This window comes from Mycolicibacter virginiensis, from assembly GCF_022374935.2.
GTDB classification, from domain to species: Bacteria; Actinomycetota; Actinomycetes; order Mycobacteriales; family Mycobacteriaceae; genus Mycobacterium; species Mycobacterium virginiense.
In genome coordinates this window covers 1,830,237-1,852,771 of record NZ_CP092430.2, presented here as the reverse complement: position 1 = coordinate 1,852,771, position 22,535 = coordinate 1,830,237, and the positions used below count along the sequence as shown (strand labels likewise).

The following is a 22,535-nucleotide window of genomic DNA, read 5'->3' as shown; positions in this document are numbered from 1 at the left end:
ATTTGTCAATGGCACGATTGGCGGTGTATAGGTGCGGGGCAGCCTTAAGACACCGTGACCGGGCCCAGCAGCTCGGGCAGCTCCACCGGGTACGCCGGCAGGCTCGGCGTGGCCGGCCGCAGCTGGGTCGACGGGGCCGGCGGTGGCGTTGATCCCATGCTCCAGTTGCCATCGTTGCCAGCGGTGTAGGCGAGCCAGACCCGGTCGACGCCGGCCTGGGCCTTGGCTGCCTTGAGCAGTTCGTTCTGATACCCGGTACGCGGCACGGCGAAGGCACCCTGCCCGACGCACGCGAGTGCGCCACCGGCGAACTGGCCGGTGCCGGAGCTGATGTGCCAGCCGTCGGGCGCCTGGCAGGCGTAGGGCAGGAATTGGCCGCAGGCCTCGGCTTGGAAGCGACCGTCGCCGTTATGCACGGCGCACTGCTGGGTGGGGCTGGACAGCGGTTGGCCGTAGGACCAGCTCCACGCGAAGCCCGCCAGCTGGTCAGCGTGTGGGTCCAGGAAGTTCGGGCCAGGCGCGTTGGCACCGCATTTCATCATCTCGTGGATATCGGCGGACGTCATGGGCTGGGCATTGCCGCCACCGGCGAGCACGTCGACCAGCGTGCTGGAGTCGAAGAACCGCGTGTATGAGCTCTCGTATTGCGCTCTGCTGAAGTAGCAGTCGGGGTACTGCACGGTGACCGGCCTCCCCTTTTCCGCGACGTTGCTGTCGTTGAAGCCGAGCGCATCCCACGCCGCGTTGTGGCCACAGCCGCTATTGGTGAAGAGCAGCACCTGTTTGCCGCTCGCGAGGATCTGAGCCATGCTCACGCCCATGGGAATCGGCTGGGTGTCACAGGAGGAACCGGGCTGCACCTGCGACGGACGGAACAGCAGGTCACGCGCCGAGGTATTGCCCAGCGTGCTCTCGATGACCGCGGCCCCGGCCGGCAGCGACTTGGTGATGTCGTCGACGGGGTCATCGAGCCGATTCTCGATGTAGAGGACGATCACCTGGTCAGGGTGGGCGTCCAGCCAGCGCCGGATCTCTTGCAAGCCCGAGACCGCGGGCCGTTCGAAGGTGCAGCCCAGGTGGTTGTCGAAGCCATGACACAAGATCGGTGCGTAGCCGCCGGGGGCACCCAGGCTGGGGTACCAGTGCAGGTCGAGCTCGAGGAACCGCATGTCCAAGTCGAGTTGGTTGACCAACGAATACAGCTGGTCGGGATCCATGCCCGACAACGTCGGCGGGACGTTGGCGTTGGTGTAGTTGAACGAGTTGTGGGTGGCAGGTATCTGGGCCTCCCCCAGCGGCAGACTCAGGCTCAGCCGGTACTGCTGCGCCAGTGCCTTGTGCACCGGGCCAGCCAGATAGTTCTGCACGGACCGCTCGCCGATGGGGCTGCCGTTGCGCAGGGCGCAGTAGTCGATCGGGCCGTTGATCACCCGGCACTGGCTGGCTACCAGCTGCGCCGCCGCGTCGAGCGTCTTACAGGTCGCCGCCAGCTGCCCGGTGGCGACGTCGAAGCAGGCGCTGATCAGTCCGTGCTTGTTGCCGCCGAACCAACTGCATGCCTCCACGGAACCGACTGTGCTGCAGGCGTTCACCAGCGGGTCCGTGACACTGCCGATCGCCGTACAGACCGGGGTGAACGCCGGGCCTAAGTCGGTACAGGCGGTAGCCAGTGACGGCGGCGCGGAAGACGGCGACATCACCGTGATACCGACGGTGGCCGGCGTCGAGACCCCCGAGCCGTCGGTGGTGGCGTAGCTGAAGGCATCGGTACCGACGAAGCCGTTGGCCGGGGTGTAGGTAAAGGTGGCGCCGGTGACCGTCGCCGTACCGTTCGCCGGTGGGGTGACGATGGTGAACTGCGTGGCCGGGTTCGCCGGCATGGCAATCAGTCCCGCGCTGACCGGGGTGGCGGTGGTGGTCACGGCCACCACGCTCTGCGGCTGGGCGCCGGCCGCCGACGCCACCCCCGGGAAACCCACCGCGGCCCCGGCGCCGCCGGAAAGTACTGACAGCACGGCGATTACCGCGGTCCAGCGCAACCGGCGGGCGCCGATCCTGGTGGTGTCAGCCCATCCGAAGTGGCGCCGAGAACGCTCAACTGTCGCCCCATCCACCACAGGCCAAACTCCTCACGGTTACGACCCCCGGAACCCTCAGGCAACTTCCGTAACAATGAGCAACAGAAATCACAGTGGTAACACGACACGATCACAGATCGAACTCAATGAATTCTTCGGATTAACTTGGCTTACGCTCACGTCAGCTATGCACCATTCGATGCGTCGCGCCTGCCGTCGGCTCAGAAGTCAGCCAGTAGAGCGCTCGGCTCTCCCGAGTCCCCCAGGTCGAAATCGCCGAGGTCCGGTGCCGGCGAACCCTCGAGCGGCGCGTACGAAGCGCCGATCGCTTCGGCGACAGCGCGCGGCAGATAGTTCACCAAAGCATCGACGAAACCCGTCTGGTTCACATCTTGGAAGGGCGCCAGCAGTCCGGCCAGGCCTGGGGCTTCGCTGTTGAGATAGGCGTTGAGGAGGTCGGCCGGCGCGCCGATCAGCCCGAACAGTGCGCCGGTGATATCGCCGGCCGACAGCTCATCGACGAAATTGCGGGCGAGCGTTTCGAATTCGGCGACGACGGCCTGCAGGGAGGTGAGCGCGGCAAGCCCGACCGGCACCTGCACTGCGTGCAGCGTGGCCATTGCCGCGTTCACCATGTTGCCGACGATGTCGATGGGGATCGCCACCAGGCGGTCCACCAGCCCCAGCACCGGAAAGGCGCTAATGACGATGCTGATCGCCTGGCCCAGCGCCGCGGTGATATCGCTCGACGAGATGGCACTGAACAGGGTGTCGAGCTGGTCGGGCAGGTTGATCAGCCCATCGACGAATGACTGGGCGGTATCCCCGAATGCCTCGAACGTCCGCTGCGCGTAGTCGAACCCGTTGGTGGCCAGCTGCACCGTGATGGGCAGCGGGTCTTCCAGCCAGTGCGCGCCGATGGTGCCCAGATTGTTGAAGGTGTTGGTGATCAGGTCCACATACGGGTCGAATGGGCTGGCCGTCAGCTCGACTGCGCGCGCGACGACGGCAGCGGGCGGCGTCACCGACGGCGTCGCGATCAGGGCGCCCGCAGCCAGTGCTGCAATGCCGACGGTGACCCGGGAGTGACTGACTAATCCCACAACACTCATTTCATGACAGGAGCCACTACGGTAACTCTGGGCACCCTGGTCAGCCCAGGAATTGGCGACTTTTAGGCATGCCGCTTGCAGAGCAAAGCGAATCCGCACGGCCGGCCATCACTTGGTTTAGTCCTCAAGAACGGACCTAAGTCTTCTTATGCCAGCCCGCAGCCTTCTTTAGCACATCAGCTGGCCGGACGCTAAGGATTTGATTCAGCGGATCTGTCAAATTCCAAGGCAAAAATTGACGCCAGTTGCAACAATCCTGTCAGTTGCCAGCTGGCGGCACAGCGTACGGTCCGACATCTGCTGGGGATATGTCGGGCAACGTAATCGCTTGCCGTGCAACCCACTTGGCGACACCACCAGTTAGCGCTCCGAACAAGGGGGTTCGATGAAGAAAATCATCTTCGGCGTCGCACTATGTGGCGCTGCGTTGGCATTCGCCGGTGCAGCCAACGCCGCCAACGACAACCAGTACGACTTCCTCTATGGCTCAACCGACGCGTTGGTCCTGGGCCCAACGGGCATTGCGACACCGACTGCCAACTACATCAGCAACGGGATCGACCTGTACCTCGATCCGCTGGGTTACGGCGGCACCGTCGCGTCTTCCGTGGCGCTGAGTATGCCCAACAGCTGGGACTTCTTGAGCAGCGTTCCGGAGGGTCAAGCCATCCTCGTCGACGCGATCCTCGCCGACTACAACGCCGGCGAGATGGGCTGCGACGCCTCGGGCGTGTGCAGCGACCCGCTGACCATTTTCACGTACTCCCAGAGCAGCCTCATCGCCTCCTACGCCCAGGAGCAACTCGCTGATGCCGGCGTCCCCACCGACGCCTTGCGTTTCGTGATGCTCGGCGCCAACCCCGCCGCGGTCCCCACCGACCTCTATCCCACCGAAGTGTTCAACATCCAAGGCGACGTCTTCGCGGACAACTTGGGCAAGAGCTGGTGGGACCTGTTGTTCGGGAACACAAGTTGGCAGGACCTGTTCTACGGCCTGGCACTCCATCAGGTCTATCTCGGGCTGACACCAGAGCAAATCGATTCAGCCACATCGACTGTCGACGGGTTGACCACGTTCAACGACATTCCAACGCTCGACACCGGCGACCTGATCCAAGCGCTGTTCAACTCGTTCTTTGCCGTGTGATCTCTAGGTGAGGTGTTGAGCCGGGCGACGCTCGGCTCAACACCGCCTAGAGCGCGTCGACGTCCCCCGACGTAAGACAAAAACGAACTTGGTAGGGCGGGCGGGGCTCGAACCCGCGACCAATGGATTATGAGTCCACGGCTCTAACCAACTGAGCTACCGCCCCTGATACGCATGCGCGCGGGAACCATCGTGCCATGCCGCGCCAGGGCCGTCTCCATGCGCCGTGATCCCCATCCACGTCCGGGAACCGCCGAGCTCGTCCGCCACGTCACGCACCGACGACACGTCCAATCATCGTGATATTGCAATGTCTGCATATGTCATGTAGCGTCGCTGCCATGAACACGACAGAGCACCAGACCCACTCCCACACCGAACACACCCACGGCCCCGACTGCGGCCACGAGGCGATTCAGCACGGCGACCACGTGGACTACCTACACGATGGTCATCGTCACGCCGCTCACGGGGACCACTACGACGAGCACTGATCGCCCACCAACCAGCAAGCGGCGCAGGCGTGTCCACAACGTCGGCAAACAGCCGTAGGCAATCGATGAGGAAGGCTCCGCGGGCAGCGGGGCCTTCCTCATCGGCACGCGGGGAACGCTGGCTAATGGTCGCTGTCGGACTCCTCGGTTGAATCGGGCAGATCCATACCGGCCAAGCGGACCGGGTCGGCGATCGACACGATGCCCACCAGTCGACCGTCCCGGACCGTGCACGCCATCAAGGCCAGCGGCCGGCCCGTCGGGCCCCAGCCCAGAATTCCCGGGTCGCCGTTGACCAGGACACGACGCGCGGCGATGCGCGCCCCCTGACCTCGACGGACCGCCTCCACGACCGCGCCTGATCCGGTTGTCACGGTCACCCCCCGCGCCGTGTGCTGACGCCAGGTGACATCAGGGTCGAGTACCCGCAGCAGAGCGTCGAAGTCCCCGTCCTGCGCGGCGGCCAGAAAGGCATCGACCACTTCACGCTGCGCACGCCGATCGCCGGTCGGCGCGGGTACGTCCTGGACCTTGCGGCGAGCCCGGCTGGCCAGCATCTTGGCGGCATCAGCGGACTTGCCCACGATCGGCCCGATCTCAACGAAGGGCACGGCGAACATGTCGTGCAGCACGAACGCGAGCCGTTCCTCGGGTCGCAGCGACCCCAGCACGACCAGCAGCGCCAGCCCGACTGAATCCGACAGCACCGCAGCGTCTTCGGGGGTCTCGCGGTCATCAGTCACGACGAAGTCCGGCAGGTCCTGATCGATCGACACCTCGGGCCGGGCGGTGCGCGAACGCAGGATGTCGATGCAGATACGGCTGATCACCGTCGTCAACCACCCCGGCAGATTGTCGATCGCCGCAACGTTCTGGCGGGACAGCCGCAGCCACGCCTCCTGGACCGCATCTTCGGCGTCGGACCCCGAACCGAGCACCCGGTAGGCCAAAGCCAGCAGGCGATGACGCTGCTGCTCGAATGCCTGTGCCAGCTGCGTTTCGGTGGTCATCGGTTACCTCTCGTGGTGGCAGTCCGTCATAGGTAATGACGAACCCCACCCGACCGAGGTAACCACGAAGGAGTACGCCATGAACACCGCCCTGTGGATCATCGCCGGCGTCGCCGCTGCCGCGTATGCCATCGGCGGCGCCACCCTGCTACTGCTGCCCCGGGCCAAATACCGGGCATTGGGCGCCAATCAGCACTGGGTCGACGATTTCGGCGACGGCCACCTCACAGCCATTGGCACCATCAAGCTGCTCGGCGCGGCCGGCCTGATCCTGCCGGCAGCTGTCGGAGTGGCACCATTGCTGGTGCCGCTCGCCGCCACCGGCCTGATGCTGTTCATGGCCGGTGCCGCCACCACTCGATTCCGCCGCAGCGAGTGGACTTACATGGCCGGCGACGTCGTCTTTATCGCGTTGTTCACGTTCCTGGCCTGGGGCCGATTCGCGCTGCACCCGTTCGCCTGAAACCACCGGGCACGAGCATCGGCACATGGCGGCGATACTCCCGATATTGCTCGCCGAGCGCGGCCACCAGGTCGCGCTCCTCCAGCTGCACCGCGACCAGGATGAAGCAGGTAGCCGTGACCGCGAACAGCAGGTGTCCGGCCGTCATGGTGGGCGTCGCCCAGAACGCGATCACGAACCCCACCATCAGCGGGTGGCGCACCATCCGGTACAGGGCCCGGGCGTGAAAGCCGACATGGGAGTAGGGCTGTGATCGCCACGCGAGGTACACCTGGCGCAGCCCGAACAGGTCCGCGTGACTGATCATGAACGTCGACGCCAGGGCTATCGCCCAGCCGATCCAGAACAGTCCCCACAACACCGCGCGCTCCGCGGGCATCGTCAGGTTCCAGATGCTCGTCGGGATCGGCCGCCACTGCCAATACAGCAGCACCAGAACCAGATTCGATGCCAAAACGTAGGTGCTGCGTTCGATGCTCTCGGGCACCACACGGGTCAGCAGGCGCTTGAATGCCGGGCGCGCCATCACGCTGTGCTGCACCGCGAACAGCGCCACCAGCGCGACATCGATGACCACCGCCAACCCGACGGGTGCCGGCGGGCCGTGGTCGACGCTGCGCGGCACGACGAAGTTGCCGAGGAAGCCGACCAGGTACAGGAAAACCGCGAGGAAACCGAGGTAGTTGAATGCCCCGTAGGCCAGGGCAAAATAGCGGGCCATCGAACCTCCTGAGCATCCTCCCCGAATACCCGACCTCGCCATCGTAGTCCCCCGAACCCGCAGGTCACCATAGGTTTTGCCGGGCAAGTGATCGAGCATTACCAAGCTAGGCTTACTATCCCAAGATGACCGCGGAAACCTTCGTCACCCACGCGCCCGGCGATGTCCGGATCATCGCCGACCGCCACGGTGACCCCGACGCGCGCGCCGTGGTGTTCCTGCACGGCGGCGGGCAGACCCGCCGGTCCTGGGGCCGGGCCGCCGCGGCGGTGGCCGAGCGCGGCTGGCAGGCGGTCACCGTCGACCTGCGCGGCCACGGCGAGTCGGATTGGGCGAGCGAGGGCGACTACCGATTGGTCAGCTTCGCCGCCGACGTTCACGAGGTGCTGCGCACCCTGCCGCCGGACCCGGTCCTGGTCGGGGCCTCCCTCGGCGGGTGCACCGCGATGCTGCTCAGCGGCGAACTGGCACCGGGGGCCGCCAGTGCGGTGGTGCTGGTCGACATCGTGCCCAACATGGATGCCTCTGGCGCGCAGCGCGTGCAGGCGTTCATGGCCGAGAACATGGAGTCCGGCTTCGACTCCCTCGATGAGGTCGCCGACGCGATCGCCGCCTACAACCCGCACCGGCCCCGCCCCGCCGACCTCAATGGGCTCACCACCAACCTGCGCCGGCGCGGCGACCGCTGGTACTGGCACTGGGACCCGCAGTTCATCAGCGGTCCCGAGCACCAGGGACCGATGGAGATCCACGATGTCGAGCGGCTCAACACCGCGGTGCAGACCATCCTCGACGGCGGTGTACCGATGCTGCTGGTCCGCGGCCAGCTCAGCGACCTGGTCAGCGCGACCAACGCCGAGGAGTTCTTGGCCCGGTTCCCGCAGGTGGAGTTCGTCGATGTTGCCGGGGCCGGTCACATGGTCGCCGGGGACCGCAACGACGTCTTCGCCGACGCCATCCTGGGCTTTTTAGCGCGGCACTCCGCCTAGCTCAGCCGAACACGGTCTGGCCGTCGGCGTCCAGCAGATAGCGCTCGGTGCCGTCGGCAACGCGCGGTGCGTCGGCAGCCAGCGACACCGCAATCTTGTTGCCGGCGTTGCGCATCACATCCAACGTCAGCTCGATGGCCTGCTCATCGGTGAAGTGCCGGCGCACCCCGGCGGCCACCTCGGCGTCGATGTGCGCCGGAGTCCAGACCAGCGCGTCGACGTAGCGCAGCGCCGCCTTCTGCGCCTCACTGAGCAGCGAGGACTCCTCGAAGTGCTCGATGTCGCCATAGAGCGACTCGGACCCACCGGCGTCCAGCGCGGTCGTCTCGCGCAGCGACTTGCACAGCCGGCAGTTGTGCTGGGCCGCACCACGCAGCCGCACCACCTCAGAGGTCACCGGATCCAGGGACCGCAACCGGGCGACCGCGGGCATAAACCCGTTGAACAACGCGTCGGCAGGGTGGCCGGCGTGATCCCAGACGATGGTGTCCGGCCACGGCACCGCGACACCGACGGCGTCGAGCCCGGCACGCACCCGTGGCACGAAGTCGCCGATGTACATCTGTACGACGGAATCAAAGGCCCTGTCCCCCAGCGCCTCCCGCAGCCGCTCCCGCTGAGCGTCAGTGATCGTCGAGACATCGACACTGAACTGTTCGGCGAATTCGGTCACCGCCGGATCGGCGTCGGAGGCATCGACGCTCAGCTCGGCCGGCAGCGGCGGGAGGCCCAGCGTCTGCCCGCATACCTGGCGCGCCAGGGCGCCCAGCCGGCCATCCGAGCACGCCACCAACCGGTTCAGCTCAACCAGAACGTCCATCCCACCGAGTTTATGCGGCGATTCCAGCTTCACCTCTCCTTCGTCGAGCCTCGCTAAACCACCGACTATGTACGCAATAGCCATAGGCTGAAACCCATGCGCGTTGTCGTCATCACCAAGACCGGTCCCCCATCGGTGCTGCAGGTGCAGGACCGCCCCGACCCGCCGCCGCCCAACAGCGGGCAGGTACGGATCGCGGTAGGCGCGGCAGGGGTGAACTTCGCCGACCACCTGGCCCGAGTCGGCCTGTATCCCGATGCGCCGAAGCTGCCCGCGGTGGTCGGCTACGAGGTGGCCGGCACCATCGAGGCCGTCGGTGCGGGTGTCGACCCGGCCCGCATCGGTGAACGGGTGCTTGCCGGCACCCGATTCGGTGGCTACGCCGAGATCGTCAACGCCAACGCGGCCGATACGGTCACCCTGCCGCCGTCGATGAGCTTCGAGGAGGGCGCGGCGATCCCGGTGAACTACGCGACGGCGTGGGCGGCACTACACGGCTACGGGTCGCTGCAAGCGGGCGAACGAGTGCTGGTGCACGCCGCGGCCGGCGGGGTCGGCATTGCGGCGATCCAGTTGGCCAAGGCTGCTGGGGCCGTCGTGCACGGCACCGCGTCACCGGGCAAACACGCCCAGCTGGACGCCTTGGGTATCGACCGCGCCATCGACTACCGACGCAGAGGCTGGTGGGAGGGACTGCCGCCGTACGACATCGTGCTCGACGGGCTCGGAGGCACCTCGCTGCGCCGCTCGCTGACGTTGTTGCGTCCCGGCGGACGCCTTGTCGCCTACGGTCTTTCGTCGCTACAGCACGGCGAGAAGCGGTCGCTGCTGCGGGCGGCGCCGCAGGCGCTGGCGATGCTGCGCGGCTTCAGCCTGATCACGCAGATGGAGCAGTCCAAGACCGTTATCGGACTGAACATGCTGCGGCTGTGGGACGACCGCGGCACGCTCGGACCCTGGATCACCCCGCTGTCCAAGGCGCTGAGCAACGGGACGGCAGCGCCCATCGTTCATGCCACGGTGCCGTTCGCGAATGCCCCGGAAGCCCACCGCATTCTGGCCGCGCGGGAAAACGTCGGCAAAGTGGTGCTGGTGCCCTGATCCGCACTTGCGGCGCGGCGGATGCCCGCCAACCCGCACTCCGGATTCATCCGGCCCCAGGAGGTCGGGGCATCCGAAAGCGGCGGTCCCGCATCCGAAACACCGCGGTACCGTCGCGGCGAGGCGCCCGACGGTCCATCGGTCCCATGACCGCGGTTGGGGCGTTGCCCGCCATGGGCTTCGCCGAGTTCGCAGCTTCCGGCGGGGCTGCCCCGACGGCCGCCGGTCGCGGTGACCGAACAGCCGAATCAGCAACGCTTGCCGTCGGCGTTGCGGTCAACCAGTTCTGTGGCGCTGACAACTTTCCGACCGGCACCGCCTTTCCTGCACCCGCCAGCACCGCGGCGGGCACGCCGGTCAGGGCTGGGCCGTGCGCATCGACCGTGACGACCGGGGTGGCCAGCATGGCGCCGGCGGCCGCCTTGGCTTGCGCGTTCAGAATCGCCATGCCGAAAATGCCCTGCGAGCCGGTGGTGAACACCACCTGTTGAGCCACGCCCAGTACTCCGAGGGTGGGGCCGAAAGCCGCCACCTGATCGACAATCGGCAACGATGCCGGTGGTGGTGTGGCCTGGGCGAGGCCCGCTTGTGATGGCTGCGCCGGTGCCGTGGTGAGAATCTGTGGCGGTTCTGATGCGCCCGAAAGCAGCTCCGCTAGCGCCATCTGCGTGTCCCCGGCGACGACGTCGGCGGCGGCGCGCGTCGCCGCGGCCTGTTGGGCGGATTGCCCGCCCAAGTTGGTGGTCTCCGGCGGACGTGAGAACGACCTCAGCATGCCTGCCTGCGCCGAGGCTCCGGCATAGCCATACATCGCTGTGGCGTCTTGCGCCCACATCTCGGCGTAAACGGCCTCCGTGGCTGCGATCGCCGGGACATTCTGCCCGAAGAAATTCGTGGCCACCAGCATCGCCAACTGGGTGCGGTTGGCCGCCACTGCCGCCGGTGGCACCGTCGCGGCGAACGCCGTCTCGTAAGCTCCCGCCACCGCCCGGATCTGGGCGGCGGTCTGTTCGGCCTGCGCTGCGGTGGCGGTGGCCCACGCCAGATATCGGGTGGCGGCCGCCGCCATGGCATCCGAGGCGGGACCCGACCAGGGTTGCCCCTGCAGACTGGAGATCGTCGAGGAGTAGCCGGTTGCGACCGATTCCAGTTGTCTGCCAATGTCGTCCCACGCCGCAGCCGCCGCCATCATCGGCCCCGATCCCGGACCGGCATACATCCTGGTCGAATTGATCTCGGGGGGCAGTGCGCCGAAATCAAACATCAACTACCCGGTCGTTTCCGCAAGAGGCCCCGAAACTCTAAGTGGTAGTTCACCAAATGGGCGCGCATGCGCTAGCCACCGCAGGACGGACGCGGCATCTTGAACGGACTGGGCTCGACACGCAGGGCGCCGGCGACCGATTGGCGCCCCAACCCTCCACCCATCATTGCCGCCATCGGCCCCATGCCTACCGCCGGTGATACTCCGGGCGCGTCCGTTTCCGCGCTGCCCTGCCAGGGCGACGCACCGTCAAGCTCTGCTTCCGACAACCACACCGGGTCTTTGGTAGCGGCGGCTACCGGGGTGGCATCCGCCCACGCCGGCGGCACCGTCAGCTGTCCCACCGGCGCCACGTCACCACCCATGTGGGCAAGCACCACCTTGTGCCCGCCGGCAGCAGCACCTGACTCAGCCACCGGCGTTTCGGCATTGGCCAGGACCGGCCCCGCCGTGCCGGCGGCGCCGGCGGCGCCGATACCGGCTCCACCATGGGTCAGCAGGAAAGCATTCCCGGCCAACGCAAACGAGCCAATCGCCGAGACCGTCCGAGCGGTCTGCAAGCCAAAAGAGGTCGGCCCCAGCAGGATGTTCGCGGCCTCGATCAGCTCCAGCGGCAGCAACGGGTCCGCCTGGGCGGGCAGCGCCGCAGCCTGGCCTGTGGCGAGCCCGCCGAGCTGTTGGGGCAGCGCCGTAAGCAACTGCGACAGCAAGGTTTGCGAGTTCGACGCGCCACTAGCTCCCGCCGAGCCGGCCACCGCAGCGGCCTGGGCCATACCCCCTGCCGGGTTGGTCGTCGGCGGTGGCTCGTGAAACGACGGCAATTGTGTCGCCGTCGCAGCCGTGGACGCGTAGCCGAACATCGCGAGGGTGTCTTGGGCCCACATCTCGGCATACTCGAACTCGGCGACCGCGATCTGGGGCGTGTTCTGCCCGAAGACATTGGCCGCAGCCAGGCTCGCGAGCCGAGCACGGTTGGCTGTCACCACCACCGGTGACACCACCGCGATACGGACTTGTTCATAGCTGGCTGCTGCCGCGCGCGCCTGGCCGGCGGCCCGTTCAAGCTGGCTCGCCGTTACCGTCGCCCATTCGGCGTAGGGCGTTGCGGCAGCGGCCATCGCCGCCGATGCCTTCCCGGCCCAACTCTCGCCCTGCAGGTCGGCGATCACCGAGAAGTATCCGGTAGCAAATGAATTCAGTTGGGCAGCGAGTGCATCGTAGGCCGCCGCCGCGGCCAACAGTGGTCCCGAGCCAGGGCCGGTATAGATTTTGGCCGAGGTGATCTCGGGGGGAGATGTTCCATAATCCAACACCGCACATATCCCCTCTAGTTGCCGTCCTATCGGCGACCAGCGGTGCCGGACCCACCCCGCGGTTGGAGTTCTATGGAGCTGATCGACCAACGCTGGTTCAACCGGACCGGATCATGTGGCGGTGTGGCCACCGGTCACGGGGAGTGACTTCCCGACGATGACTCCGGCCCGGTGGAAATCTGCTTCCACCTGCTTCCAGCTTCATCGCCGAACTCGTCTTGCGCTATCGGAGCTGACACCCAATCGCGGGGGGAGACAACCTGTACGAACGAGGTGCGGCTGGCCAAAGACGCCAGCCGGCCCAGCTCAGACCGTGCGTGTTAGCCGCTGCGCCAGCAGCTCGGCGAACCGCGCCGGATCCTCCAGCGCCCCGCCCTCGGCCAACAGCGCTGTGCCGTAGAGCAACTCCGCGGTCTCGGCCAGGTCGGCGTCCTCGGCGCCTCGCTCGCTGTGTGCCTGGCGCAGACCGGTGACCAGCGGATGGCCCGGATTCAGCTCAAGGATGCGCTTACCGACTGGCACCTCCTGGCCGTTGGCGCGGTAGATGCGCGCCAACGCCGGGGTCATCTCGAAGGTATCGGTGATCAGGCACGCCGGTGACTCGGTGAGCCGGGTGGACAGCCGTACCTCTTTGACGTGCTCGGTCAGCGTCTGCTCCAGCCAGGAGATCAGGTCGGCGAAATCCTTTTCCTGCTCCTTGCGCTCGGCCTCGTGCGCGGTCTTCTCCTCCTCGGTGTCCAGATCCACCTCGCCCTTAGCCGCCGACTGCAACGGCTTCCCGTCGAACTCGGCGACGGCGTTCACCCACACCTCGTCGACCGGGTCGGTGAGCAGCAGTACCTCGTAGCCCTTGGCCTTGAACGCCTCCAGGTGCGGCGACTTCAGCAGTTGCTGGCGGGACTCACCGGTGGCGTAGAAGATCTGCTCCTGGCCGTCTTTCATGCGTTCGACATAGTCGGCCAGCGTGGTCGGCTCGGAGTCGCTGTGGGTCGAGGCGAACGAGCTGACCGCGAGCAGCGCCTCTTGATTGTCGAAGTCGGAGAGCAACCCCTCCTTGACGACGCGACCGAACTCGGTCCAGAAGGTGCGGTAGTCCTCGGGCCGCTGCGACTGCAGCTCCTTGATGGTCGACAACACCTTCTTGGTCAGCCGCCGGCGAATCGCGTTGATCTGACGGTCCTGCTGCAGGATCTCCCGGGAGACGTTGAGCGACATGTCCGCTGCGTCGACCACACCCTTGACGAAGCGCAGGTACTCGGGCATCAGCTGGTCGCAGTCGCCCATGATGAACACGCGTTTGACGTACAGCTGCACGCCGACCTGGGCGTCCCGGTTGAACAGGTCGAACGGGGCATGCGACGGGATGAACAGCAGCGCCTGGTACTCGAAGGTGCCTTCGGCTTTCATCGCGATGACCTCGAGCGGATCGTCCCAGGCGTGCGCGATGTGCTTGTAGAACTCGTTGTATTCCTCTGGCGAGACTTCGTCTTTGGGGCGCGCCCACAGCGCCTGCATCGAGTTCAGTGTCGCGGTCTCCACCGTGACCGTCTCGTCGCCCCCCTCTTCGGCCGGCGGTGTCCGGCGCTCGACTTGCATGCGGATCGGCCAGCCGATGAAGTCGGAGTACTTCTTGACCAGGCCCCGAATCGTCCATTCCGCGGTGTAGTCATGCAGCGCGTCTTCGGCGTCTTCGGGCTTGAGGTGCAACGTGATCGACGTGCCCTGCGGTGCGTCATCGACAGATTCGATGGTGTAGGTGCCATCACCGCTGGATTCCCACCGGATGGCTTCGCTCTGGCCGGCCTTGTGGGTGACCATCTCGACCTTGTCGGCCACCATGAACACCGAGTAAAAGCCGATCCCGAACTGGCCGATCAGCTCTTCGGAGGCTTTGGCGTTCTGCGCTTCGCGTAGCTGTTGACGCAGTTCGGCGGTACCGGAGCGGGCCAAGGTGCCGATCAGATCCACCACCTCGTCACGCGACATGCCGATGCCGTTGTCGCGAACCGTCAGGGTGCGCGCCGTCGCGTCCACCTCGATCTCAATGTGCAGGTCGGAGGTGTCGGCCTCGAGGTCCTTGTTGCGGAACGCCTCGAGCCGCAGCTTGTCCAGTGCGTCGGAGGCATTGGAGATCAGCTCCCGCAGAAACGCGTCCTTGTTCGAGTAGACCGAGTGGACCATCAAATCCAGCAGCTGCCGAGCCTCGGCCTGAAACTCCAGTTGCTCCACACGTGCGCTCATAAGCGCCAAATTTTACCGACGGCGTCATCGTGCTCCTCGGGGGGCCAAGCCGTCACCGACGGCGCCCCGACCGCGGCGAACGGCGTTCTTTACTGGATCTTGACCGCGCGTTGAATCGCCCCACCGACGATTGCCAGGTGACTACCATTCAAGCCGTGGAGCTGGGGGTTTTGGGACCTCTTCAGGCCCGGCACGACGGCGCCTCGGTCACAATCCCGGGCGCCAAGCCGCGCGCGATCCTCACCATGCTCGGTCTACACGGCGGTTCGGTGCTGTCGGCCGAAACGCTGATCGATCTGCTCTGGGGCGACGAGCCGCCGCGCACTGCGGCCAAGGCGCTACAGACTCACATCTCCTCGTTGCGCCGAGCCTTGGGCGACGGGTTCGTCCTCACCGAGGGAACGGGCTGGATCCTCAACACCACGGAGGTGGATGCCCCGCGCTACAAGCGGGCCACCAAAGCCGGACGAGACGCCGCGGCGGCCGGCGATACCGGCCAGGCCGTGGTCCGCTTCGAGGAGGCGCTGAGCCTGTGGCGCGGAACTCCCGAACTACCCGATTCCCGCCGAGGTGTCTCGGAGCGGACACGCTGGATCGAAGGGCACGCCGCCCTGGTCGAGGACCGCGCCGACGCGTTGCTCGCGACGGGACGAGCCGCGGAGATCATCGGCGAGCTGGAAGCCGCGGTGGCCGATGCACCGTTGCGTGAGCGGCGATGGGCCCAGCTGATGCTGGCGCTCTACCGCGCCGGCCGACAGGGCGAAGCGCTGGGCGCTTATCAACGGGCACGGGCGCTGCTCGCCGACGAGCTCGGCGTCGACCCAGGACCCGAGCTTCGACGGCTCGAGGCCGCGATAGTTGCCCAGGACTCCGCACTGGATTACCCGGTGACTCAGCATCTTCCGTCGGTGACTCGCGCCGTGACCTTTCTGCTTACCGATATCGAGGGGTCGACCGCCGCGTGGGAGGCCGACGCCGATGCCATGGCGATAGCGCTCGCGCGCCACGACGAGCTCGTCGAGCAAGTGGTCACCTCCCGCGGCGGCCGGCTCATCAAAACGCGTGGCGAAGGCGATGCCACCTTCTCGGTCTTCGACCGGCCTTCGGCGGCGGCCGCCGCGGCCATCGAGCTGCAAGACGCAATCCTGCGTGAGCCGTGGGCGCTGCACGAACCCATCCGCATCCGGATCGCCCTGCACACCGGCGAGGTAGAGCTGCGCGACGGTGACTACTTCGGTCGCGCGGTCAACCGCGCCGCGCGTCTGCGGTCGCTGGCCGCCGGGGGCCAGATTCTGTGCTCGGGCGCGACGGCCGAACTCGTCATCGACACGCTGCCCGACGACGTCGGCCTCGCCGACCTGGGGATGCGTGCGCTGCGCAACCTGCCTCGTCCGGAGCATGTGTTCGAGCTCCGCTTCCAAATCGCCGAGCAGCGAGAGGAGACCGTCGACGAGCCCCTGGCGCGGCCCGACCTCCCCGCGGTATTCACCGGCCCCGGCCGGTTCGTGGGTCGCGGTCCAGAGCTGAAGCGACTTGGTTACGCGTGGCAGGCTGCACTCGCCGGCGGCATTCACGCGATGTTGATTGCCGGCGAACCGGGCGTGGGCAAGACGCGCCTGGCCGGCGAATGGTCACAACAGGCCTTCGGGCAAGGCGCCGTCGTGTTGTACGGCCGATCCGACGAGGACCTCGGTGCGCCCTATCAGCCCTTCGCCGAAGCACTGCGTTCGCTCGTCCCCTGCATCGGCGCACAAAGACTGCGGGGATTGCGGGGCGTTGAGGCACTACTTCCACTGATTCCCGGCCTGACCGAAGTACTGCCCGACCTGTCCGCGCCACCGCGCGCCGACCCCGACACCGAACGCTATGCGCTCTTCGACGCCGTCGTCGCGTTGATGGAACTCGCCTCTGCCAGCGCGCCCGTCGTGCTGATACTCGACGACCTGCACTGGGCGGCCAAACCGACGCTGTTGCTGTTGCGCCATCTGCTGCGCTTCGGCGACCACACCCGGGTGCAGATCGTCGCGACCTACCGCAGCACAGACCTCGACCGATCCCATCCCCTGGCGGCAATGCTCGCCGATCTTCACCGCGACGGCACCGCGGACCGCCTGGCGCTGAGCGGCCTCGGTGCCGACGACGTGTCCGCCTATGTCGCCGAGGCCGGGTACGACGACGAACAGCTCGCCCGGGCGCTGGCGTCGGTCACCGGCGGCAACCCGTTCTTCTTGATCGAGGCACTGCGCCATGTGGACGAGAGCGGCGGAATCTGGGATCCCAACACCTTGCCGCAGGGTGTTCGTGAAGCCGTGAGCCGCAGGCTTTCCCGGCTTCCAGCAGCGACCAACAAAGCCCTTGCCGCAGCCGCCGTAGTCGGCAGCCGCTTCGCGGTAGATCTCGTGGAGCGGGCGCTCGAACAAGACCTCGTCGACGCCTTCGACGAAGCCTGCAAAGCCGGCATCATCATCGAAGAGCCCGGCGGTCGATACCGGTTCAACCATGCCCTCGTCCGGCAGGCGCTGATCGCCGAGTTGGCCTCGGTGCGGCGCATGCGACTGCACCACCGTATCGCCATCACGCTGGAAGCCAGCGCCGGTGCAGACGAGGAGCTGCTGGCGGAACTGGCGTACCACTATTTCGAATGCGCGTGGGCGGGAAACGCGGCCAAGGCCGTCGAGTACTGCCGGCGAGCGGCGGATCAGGCGATGTCACGCCTGGCCTACGAAGGCGCGGCCGACCTGTACGGCCAGGCGCTGCACGCCCTGGAGGAGCTCGACGACGAGCTGCCCGATCGCGCCGACCAGAGCGCCGAGCTGCTAGTCGCCCGCTGTGAGGCGCTGCTTGCCGCCGGTGAAGTGGCTTCGGCGACCCGCGCTGTCTCGCAATTACAGGCAGCAACAGTCGATTCGGCTCGGCTGGCAGCGTGGGCGACATGCTTCGACGGCCAGCTGTCGATGCTGATCCATCCGGAACAATTGGACGAAATCGAGGCCGCGCTGGGCGTGGCCGCCGACAGGCTGGCCGGATTGGGTGACGCCGAAGGAGAAGCCAAAGCCCACACCGTCCGAGCCGGATGCCTCGCGCGTCTTGGCCGAATCGGCGACTGCGAGATCGCCTTAGACAGCGCGCTGACCGCTGCTCGGCGCGCCCGTGAACAGCGTCGGGTGAATGCGGTGCTGGCCGGAGCGCCCCTGGCGGCACTGTGGGGCCCGAACCCGGTGCCGCGTGCCGGCGGGCGTTGTCTGGACGTGGTGCGACTGTTGCGCATCACCACGGAATCCCCGGCCGTCGAGGCGACATCGACACGATGCCAAGCCGTATTAGAGGCCTTCCGCGGCCGCGCTGCCACCGCCCGGCGCATGATCGACTCGGCACGGCGCACGGTCACCGAGATCGGCCTGCGCCATGCCTTGCTTGAAGTTGAGCAGTTCGCCGGAATCATTGAGCTGGTTGTCGACGACCCGAAGGGCGCCGAACCGCATCTACGTCAGGCCTACCACGGTTTTCGCCGGATGGGGCTGGATGCCGACACCGCCGAGACCGCTGCGCTGCTGGGGCGTGCTTATCTGGCTCTCGGCCGAGATGCCGAGGCGCAGGAGTTGTGCACCGAGAGTGAGCGTCTCGCCGGACACGCATTGAAGGCGTCGATCGCCTGGCGCACGCTTCGGGCGCTGCTGTTAACGGGCCATGGTGATCATTCGGCGGCCCGGCAGATGGCCGAGTCCGCGGTCGAGCTGGCGCAGCGCACCGACGCCTTGGTCGATCACGGCGATGCCTGTCTGACGCTGGCAACGGTGCTGGCCGCCGCGGGCGATTTAACGGCGGCACGGGCCGCCGCCGAGCGAGCAACGGAGCTCTACGAGCGGAAAGGGGCCGAGGCACTTGCCGCCAGGGCGCGCCGGATCTTCGGCGACGGCGGCAGGCGTACCTCACCACCGCCACCCGAAGAGTTGCCGGTCGATCTGGTCAACGCGTGCATGCGCATGGTCCGTCGCGTCGAAGCAGCTTTTGATCGAGAGGCGTGGCATGAGGTTGAGCAGCTGTACGCGCCCGACGTCCTGGTCGAGAGTCGGCGAAAGGTAGTTGGTTTCGGCCCTCACAACCTCACGGCAACCGAATGGACCCGCGAAGCAAAGCGTTATCGCGCGATGTTCACCGTCCGGCACAAGAACGAGGTGATCGCAGTGCGGGGCGAACGCCTCGCGCTCACCCGGTTGGAGGTAGGCACTGCAGACGTCAGCCCTGGGGCGCCGAAGGAGGACATACTCCAGCTGTTCGGTCTTGATGCGGATGAGCGGATCGCGGTGCGGATATCGTTCGACGTCGAAGACATGGATGCGGCGATCGCCGAACTTGATGCGCTGCACGCACGATTCCAGAACGAAAGCCCACCGCAGCGTCGCTTGGAGAACAAGGCAACGCTGGTGATGGAGCGGTTCTACCCGAACTTTGCGGCCCGTGACTGGGAGGCCATCGCAGAGGCAGCGGCCGACAACTACTACATCGACGATCGTCGGCGAACAGTCAATACCGGCATCAGATATGGCCGAGATGCCGGAATCCGGGAGTTGCAGGCGACTGCTGAGGTCGGCTTCACCATCATCATGTCGGAAGCCGTGGCAACCCGCGGCGAGCGGCTCGTCCTCACCCGCGTCCGGGCCTCCGGCCCCGACCCTGAGGCAGTTCAAAACGATGCCCTTAACGTCATCGAGCTCGATTCGGACGAGAAAGTTGTGGCGGCCGTAGTGTTCGATCTTGACGACTTCGACGACGCCCTGGCCGAACTCGATGCGCGCTATCTAGCGGGTGAAGCGGCCGCCTGCGCTGACACCTGGTCGGCGATCACAACGGCCTTCGTTGCGATGAGTCGACGCGAGATGCCTCCGACCGTTCCCGGCTTCACCGACGTGGACCGTCGTACGCTTGCGACGGTCGGCCCTGGAGACCTGATGGCATACCTGCGCGTGGCACTGAAAGACACAGCACAGAACACCATTTACATCGAAGCCGTACATCGGCTGACCGACCGCGGCGCGGTGATCACCCACGTAGCCCGAGGGACTTCGCCAGAAGGCCTAGACGTCGAGTGGCGCATTGTCGACACTGTCACGGTCGACGGCAATCTGATCAGCCACTGCGAGATGTTCGACGAAGCAGACCTCGACACCGCGCTCGCGAGGTTCGAGGAGCTGCAGCCGCAGAGGGTGCGGCGATTGCACAATGCGGCAAGCCAGGTGTCCCAACGCTTCCTGGCCGAGTTCGCCGTCCACAACTGGGACGCGATGGCCGATCTCCTGGCTGAGGATTACTACCAAGACGATCACCGAAGTACCGTGAACGCCGGAATTCGACGCGGTCGAGACGCGGCCCTCACCAACATGCGGGCTGTCGCCGACCTCGGTATCGCCGACGTCGAAGTGAGCGATGTCGCGACGCGTGGGAAGTACCTTGTCCTTACCCGGAGTGTCTTCTCGTTCCGGCATCAAGGCCCCGAGGCATACCTCGCCGAGCAGCTCGACGTCGGGGAGATCGATTCGGATGGACGGTTGGCGGCGAGCGTCTCTTTCGACCCCGACGATATCGACGCTGCCGTCGCCGAGCTCGACGCCCGCTACCTCGCCGGCGAAGCGGCGCCCTATGCGCGCTCGTGGTCGGCGCTCATCCATACCTACGCCGCAGCGAACAACCAACAACTCCGACTCACACCCGACTGCGTGAACATCGATCACCGCCGTATCGCGACAATCGAAACTGGCGACTTGGCCACGTACATCCGCACCTCGTGGGACGAAGCACAGAGCTTTCGGGTCTATATCGAGGCGGTGCATCGACTCAGCGCACACGGAGCGGTCTTTACCCAAGCGGCACACGGCACGTCGGAGCAGGGATTCGATGCCGAATGGCGAGAGATCATTGTGGCTACCTTCGAAGGCGACCTTGTGAATCGCTGCGAGTTGTTCGACGAGACGGACCTCGATGCCGCGCTCGCCAGATTCGAAGAGCTGCAACCGCAGCCGGCGCGGTTGGGTAATGCAGCAGGGCGCGTATATGAGCGCATCCTGGCGCACTTCGCCGCTCAGGACTGGGCAGCAATCGCAGAGATCTTGACCGACGACTGTTCTACGATGGATCGTCGCCACGTGGTCAATGCTGGTGCCCGACATGGCCGAGACGCCGTCGTCGCAGAAGTTGCGGCAATCGCTGATGTCGGGGTGGTCCTCACTTCACATATCGTTGCGACTCGTGGGGAACGCCTCGTCTTGAGTCGTGGCCGGGCCTTGGAGGATGTCAACCGACCCGATGCGTTCTGCAACGACCTGCTCGACGTTGTCGAAATCGACGCCAACGAAAGAGTCGTCGCACGCGTCATATTCGACCTCGACGACATCGACGCCGCCATCGCCGAGCTCGACGCCCGCTACGTCGCCGGTGAAGCGGTGGCCTGCGCGCACACGTGGTCGGTCATATCGGCGGGCTACGCCGCATTCAACCAACGCGAATTTCCCGAACTCGACTGGGAGAATGTCGATCACCGTCGCGCAAGAGCGTTCGCGCCCGGTGAATTGGCCGCCTATATGCGCGCTACGTGGGACCTCGCGCCCGACGTCGGGTGCTATAGCGAAGCGGTGCACCGGCTGAATGGCTTGGGTGCGGTCGTCACCCAAGTGGTGCGCGGGACATCGCAAGAGGGCTTCGAGGCCGAATGGCGCGAAGTCGTGTTGTTCACGGTCGAGGGCGATGTGATCAGCCGCTGCGAAGTATTTGATGAAGCAGACCTCGACGCCGCGCTCGCCCTATTCGACGAGCTGGGCCGATCGACGCCTGTACTGGAGAACGTAGCCACCCGGAACTGTGTCCTCGTAGCCCAAGCATTCAACCGCCGCGACGGAGACGCGATCTTCGCGCTTGCCAACGAAGATGGCCGGTACGAGGACCGCCGGAAGGGTCTGCGTTCTGTCCTCGACGGTCCCGAACGACGGTTAGTCATCGACGCCACCTTGGAGACGGTTCCGGGCACCTGGCGGTTGGAGGTGGAGCCCATCGCCATCCGGGGATCTCGGCTCTCACTGACCCGCGACCGCTATCGCGACGTCGGTGATGCCGATCGACCGGTCGCCGTCGAGATGTTGCATCTCATGGAAGTCGACGCCGCCGGTCTAATGCAGTACACCGTGACTTTTGATGTCGACGACATCGACGCCGCCCTCGCCGAACTCGACGCCCGCTATCTCGCCGGCGAAGCGGCCGCCTATGCGCAGCCGTGGTCGCTCGTCACCGGTGCGTATGCCGGGTTCAACCGGCGCGATCTGGCCGCGACGACGCCGGACTGGGTGAGCGTCGACCACCGCCGCGGGGCGGGTTTCGCGCCCGGCGACATGATCCCATACATGCAGGCTGCCTGGGATGATTCACCGGACACCAGGATCTACATCGCAGCGGTGCACCGAATCAGCACCATCGGAGCCGTCGTCACCCATGTGGCGCACGGTATTTCACGCAAGGGCTTCGAAGCCGAATGGCGCGATATCACCGTGATGACCGTTGATGGGGATCTGGTCAATCGCTGCGAGCTGTTCGACCAAGACTGCCTCGACGCCGCACTCGCCAGGTTCGACGAAGTGAACCGATTGCGACTCCGCAATGAGAATGCCGAAACTCAGTAATCCGCGAGGTCACATTGCAACCGTCCATACGGCTTGCGCATACCTAAGAATGGGTGTCAGACCCGATACCGTTCGGCCCGGTTTCCACACAAAACTGATGTCAGGTCGATAGCGGCGC

The 22,535-nt window shown here is 66.0% G+C and carries 14 protein-coding genes and 1 tRNA gene; 6 read left to right on the top strand and 9 right to left on the bottom strand.

Translation table 11 applies throughout. The features are described 5' to 3' along the window. Positions 1-44: 44 nt before the first annotated feature. Together MJO54_RS08960 and MJO54_RS08955 are read right to left on the bottom strand one after the other, a co-directional pair. Positions 45-2,114, bottom strand: coding sequence for a phosphoinositide-specific phospholipase C-related protein (locus tag MJO54_RS08960; RefSeq protein ID WP_131810477.1), 2,070 nt, complete (start codon positions 2,112-2,114; stop codon positions 45-47). 185 nt (positions 2,115-2,299) lie between these two features. Further along, positions 2,300-3,190: a hypothetical protein gene (locus MJO54_RS08955; RefSeq protein WP_259602833.1), complete on the bottom strand. Its 891-nt coding sequence runs from the start codon at positions 3,188-3,190 to the stop codon at positions 2,300-2,302. 385 nt (positions 3,191-3,575) lie between these two features. On the opposite strand from MJO54_RS08955, the gene MJO54_RS08950 reads away from it, so the two are divergent. Next, complete coding sequence (locus tag MJO54_RS08950) at positions 3,576-4,337, top strand: PE-PPE domain-containing protein (protein ID WP_046282531.1); 762 nt, start codon at positions 3,576-3,578, stop codon at positions 4,335-4,337. Positions 4,338-4,426: 89 nt separating this feature from the next. On the opposite strand, the gene MJO54_RS08945 is transcribed toward MJO54_RS08950, so the two are convergent. After that, positions 4,427-4,503: transfer RNA gene (locus MJO54_RS08945), tRNA-Ile, on the bottom strand. A 175-nt stretch (positions 4,504-4,678) separates the two neighbouring features. Here MJO54_RS08945 and MJO54_RS08940 point away from each other — a divergent pair. Next, positions 4,679-4,831, top strand: a complete 153-nt coding sequence (locus MJO54_RS08940; RefSeq protein ID WP_046282532.1) for a hypothetical protein — start codon at positions 4,679-4,681, stop codon at positions 4,829-4,831. 122 nt (positions 4,832-4,953) lie between these two features. On the opposite strand, the gene MJO54_RS08935 is transcribed toward MJO54_RS08940, so the two are convergent. Then, positions 4,954-5,841, bottom strand: coding sequence for a sigma-70 family RNA polymerase sigma factor (locus MJO54_RS08935; protein ID WP_240175811.1), 888 nt, complete (start codon positions 5,839-5,841; stop codon positions 4,954-4,956). Between the two features lie 79 nt (positions 5,842-5,920). Between MJO54_RS08935 and MJO54_RS08930 the strand changes: the two genes are divergently transcribed. Next, a complete protein-coding gene (locus tag MJO54_RS08930) occupies positions 5,921-6,304 on the top strand; it encodes a DoxX family protein (protein ID WP_046282534.1) in 384 nt (127 codons plus the stop codon). Here the strand turns inward: MJO54_RS08930 and mddA are convergent. Next, complete coding sequence (mddA, locus tag MJO54_RS08925) at positions 6,258-7,025, bottom strand: methanethiol S-methyltransferase (protein ID WP_065153528.1); 768 nt, start codon at positions 7,023-7,025, stop codon at positions 6,258-6,260. The genes MJO54_RS08930 and mddA overlap by 47 nt on opposite strands. Before the next feature lie 125 nt (positions 7,026-7,150). Here mddA and MJO54_RS08920 point away from each other — a divergent pair, with 125 nt between their 5' ends. Then, positions 7,151-8,014 carry an alpha/beta fold hydrolase gene (locus MJO54_RS08920; protein WP_064890709.1) on the top strand — a complete coding sequence of 288 codons (864 nt, stop codon included), beginning with the start codon at positions 7,151-7,153 and terminating at the stop codon, positions 8,012-8,014. 1 nt (position 8,015) lies between these two features. Here the strand turns inward: MJO54_RS08920 and MJO54_RS08915 are convergent, their stop codons facing one another. Next, a complete protein-coding gene (locus MJO54_RS08915) occupies positions 8,016-8,834 on the bottom strand; it encodes a carboxymuconolactone decarboxylase family protein (protein WP_240175810.1) in 819 nt (272 codons plus the stop codon). A 96-nt stretch (positions 8,835-8,930) separates the two neighbouring features. Between MJO54_RS08915 and MJO54_RS08910 the strand changes: the two genes are divergently transcribed. Continuing rightward, positions 8,931-9,935 carry a zinc-binding dehydrogenase gene (locus MJO54_RS08910; RefSeq protein ID WP_046282536.1) on the top strand — a complete coding sequence of 335 codons (1,005 nt, stop codon included), beginning with the start codon at positions 8,931-8,933 and terminating at the stop codon, positions 9,933-9,935. A gap of 46 nt (positions 9,936-9,981) precedes the next feature. On the opposite strand, the gene MJO54_RS23630 is transcribed toward MJO54_RS08910, so the two are convergent. The 3 genes from MJO54_RS23630 to htpG all read right to left on the bottom strand — a co-directional run bounded on the left by MJO54_RS23630 (position 9,982) and on the right by htpG (position 14,753). Beyond that, positions 9,982-11,199 (bottom strand): PPE family protein, encoded by a 1,218-nt coding sequence (locus tag MJO54_RS23630; protein ID WP_046282537.1) that lies wholly within the window; start codon positions 11,197-11,199, stop codon positions 9,982-9,984. A 71-nt stretch (positions 11,200-11,270) separates the two neighbouring features. Then, positions 11,271-12,512, bottom strand: coding sequence for a PPE family protein (locus MJO54_RS08895; RefSeq protein WP_046282538.1), 1,242 nt, complete (start codon positions 12,510-12,512; stop codon positions 11,271-11,273). 306 nt (positions 12,513-12,818) lie between these two features. After that, a complete protein-coding gene (gene htpG, locus MJO54_RS08890; protein WP_046282539.1) occupies positions 12,819-14,753 on the bottom strand; it encodes a molecular chaperone HtpG in 1,935 nt (644 codons plus the stop codon). A 155-nt stretch (positions 14,754-14,908) separates the two neighbouring features. Between htpG and MJO54_RS08885 the strand changes: the two genes are divergently transcribed. Then, positions 14,909-22,417 carry an ATP-binding protein gene (locus tag MJO54_RS08885; protein WP_259602888.1) on the top strand — a complete coding sequence of 2,503 codons (7,509 nt, stop codon included), beginning with the start codon at positions 14,909-14,911 and terminating at the stop codon, positions 22,415-22,417. Positions 22,418-22,535: the final 118 nt, after the last annotated feature.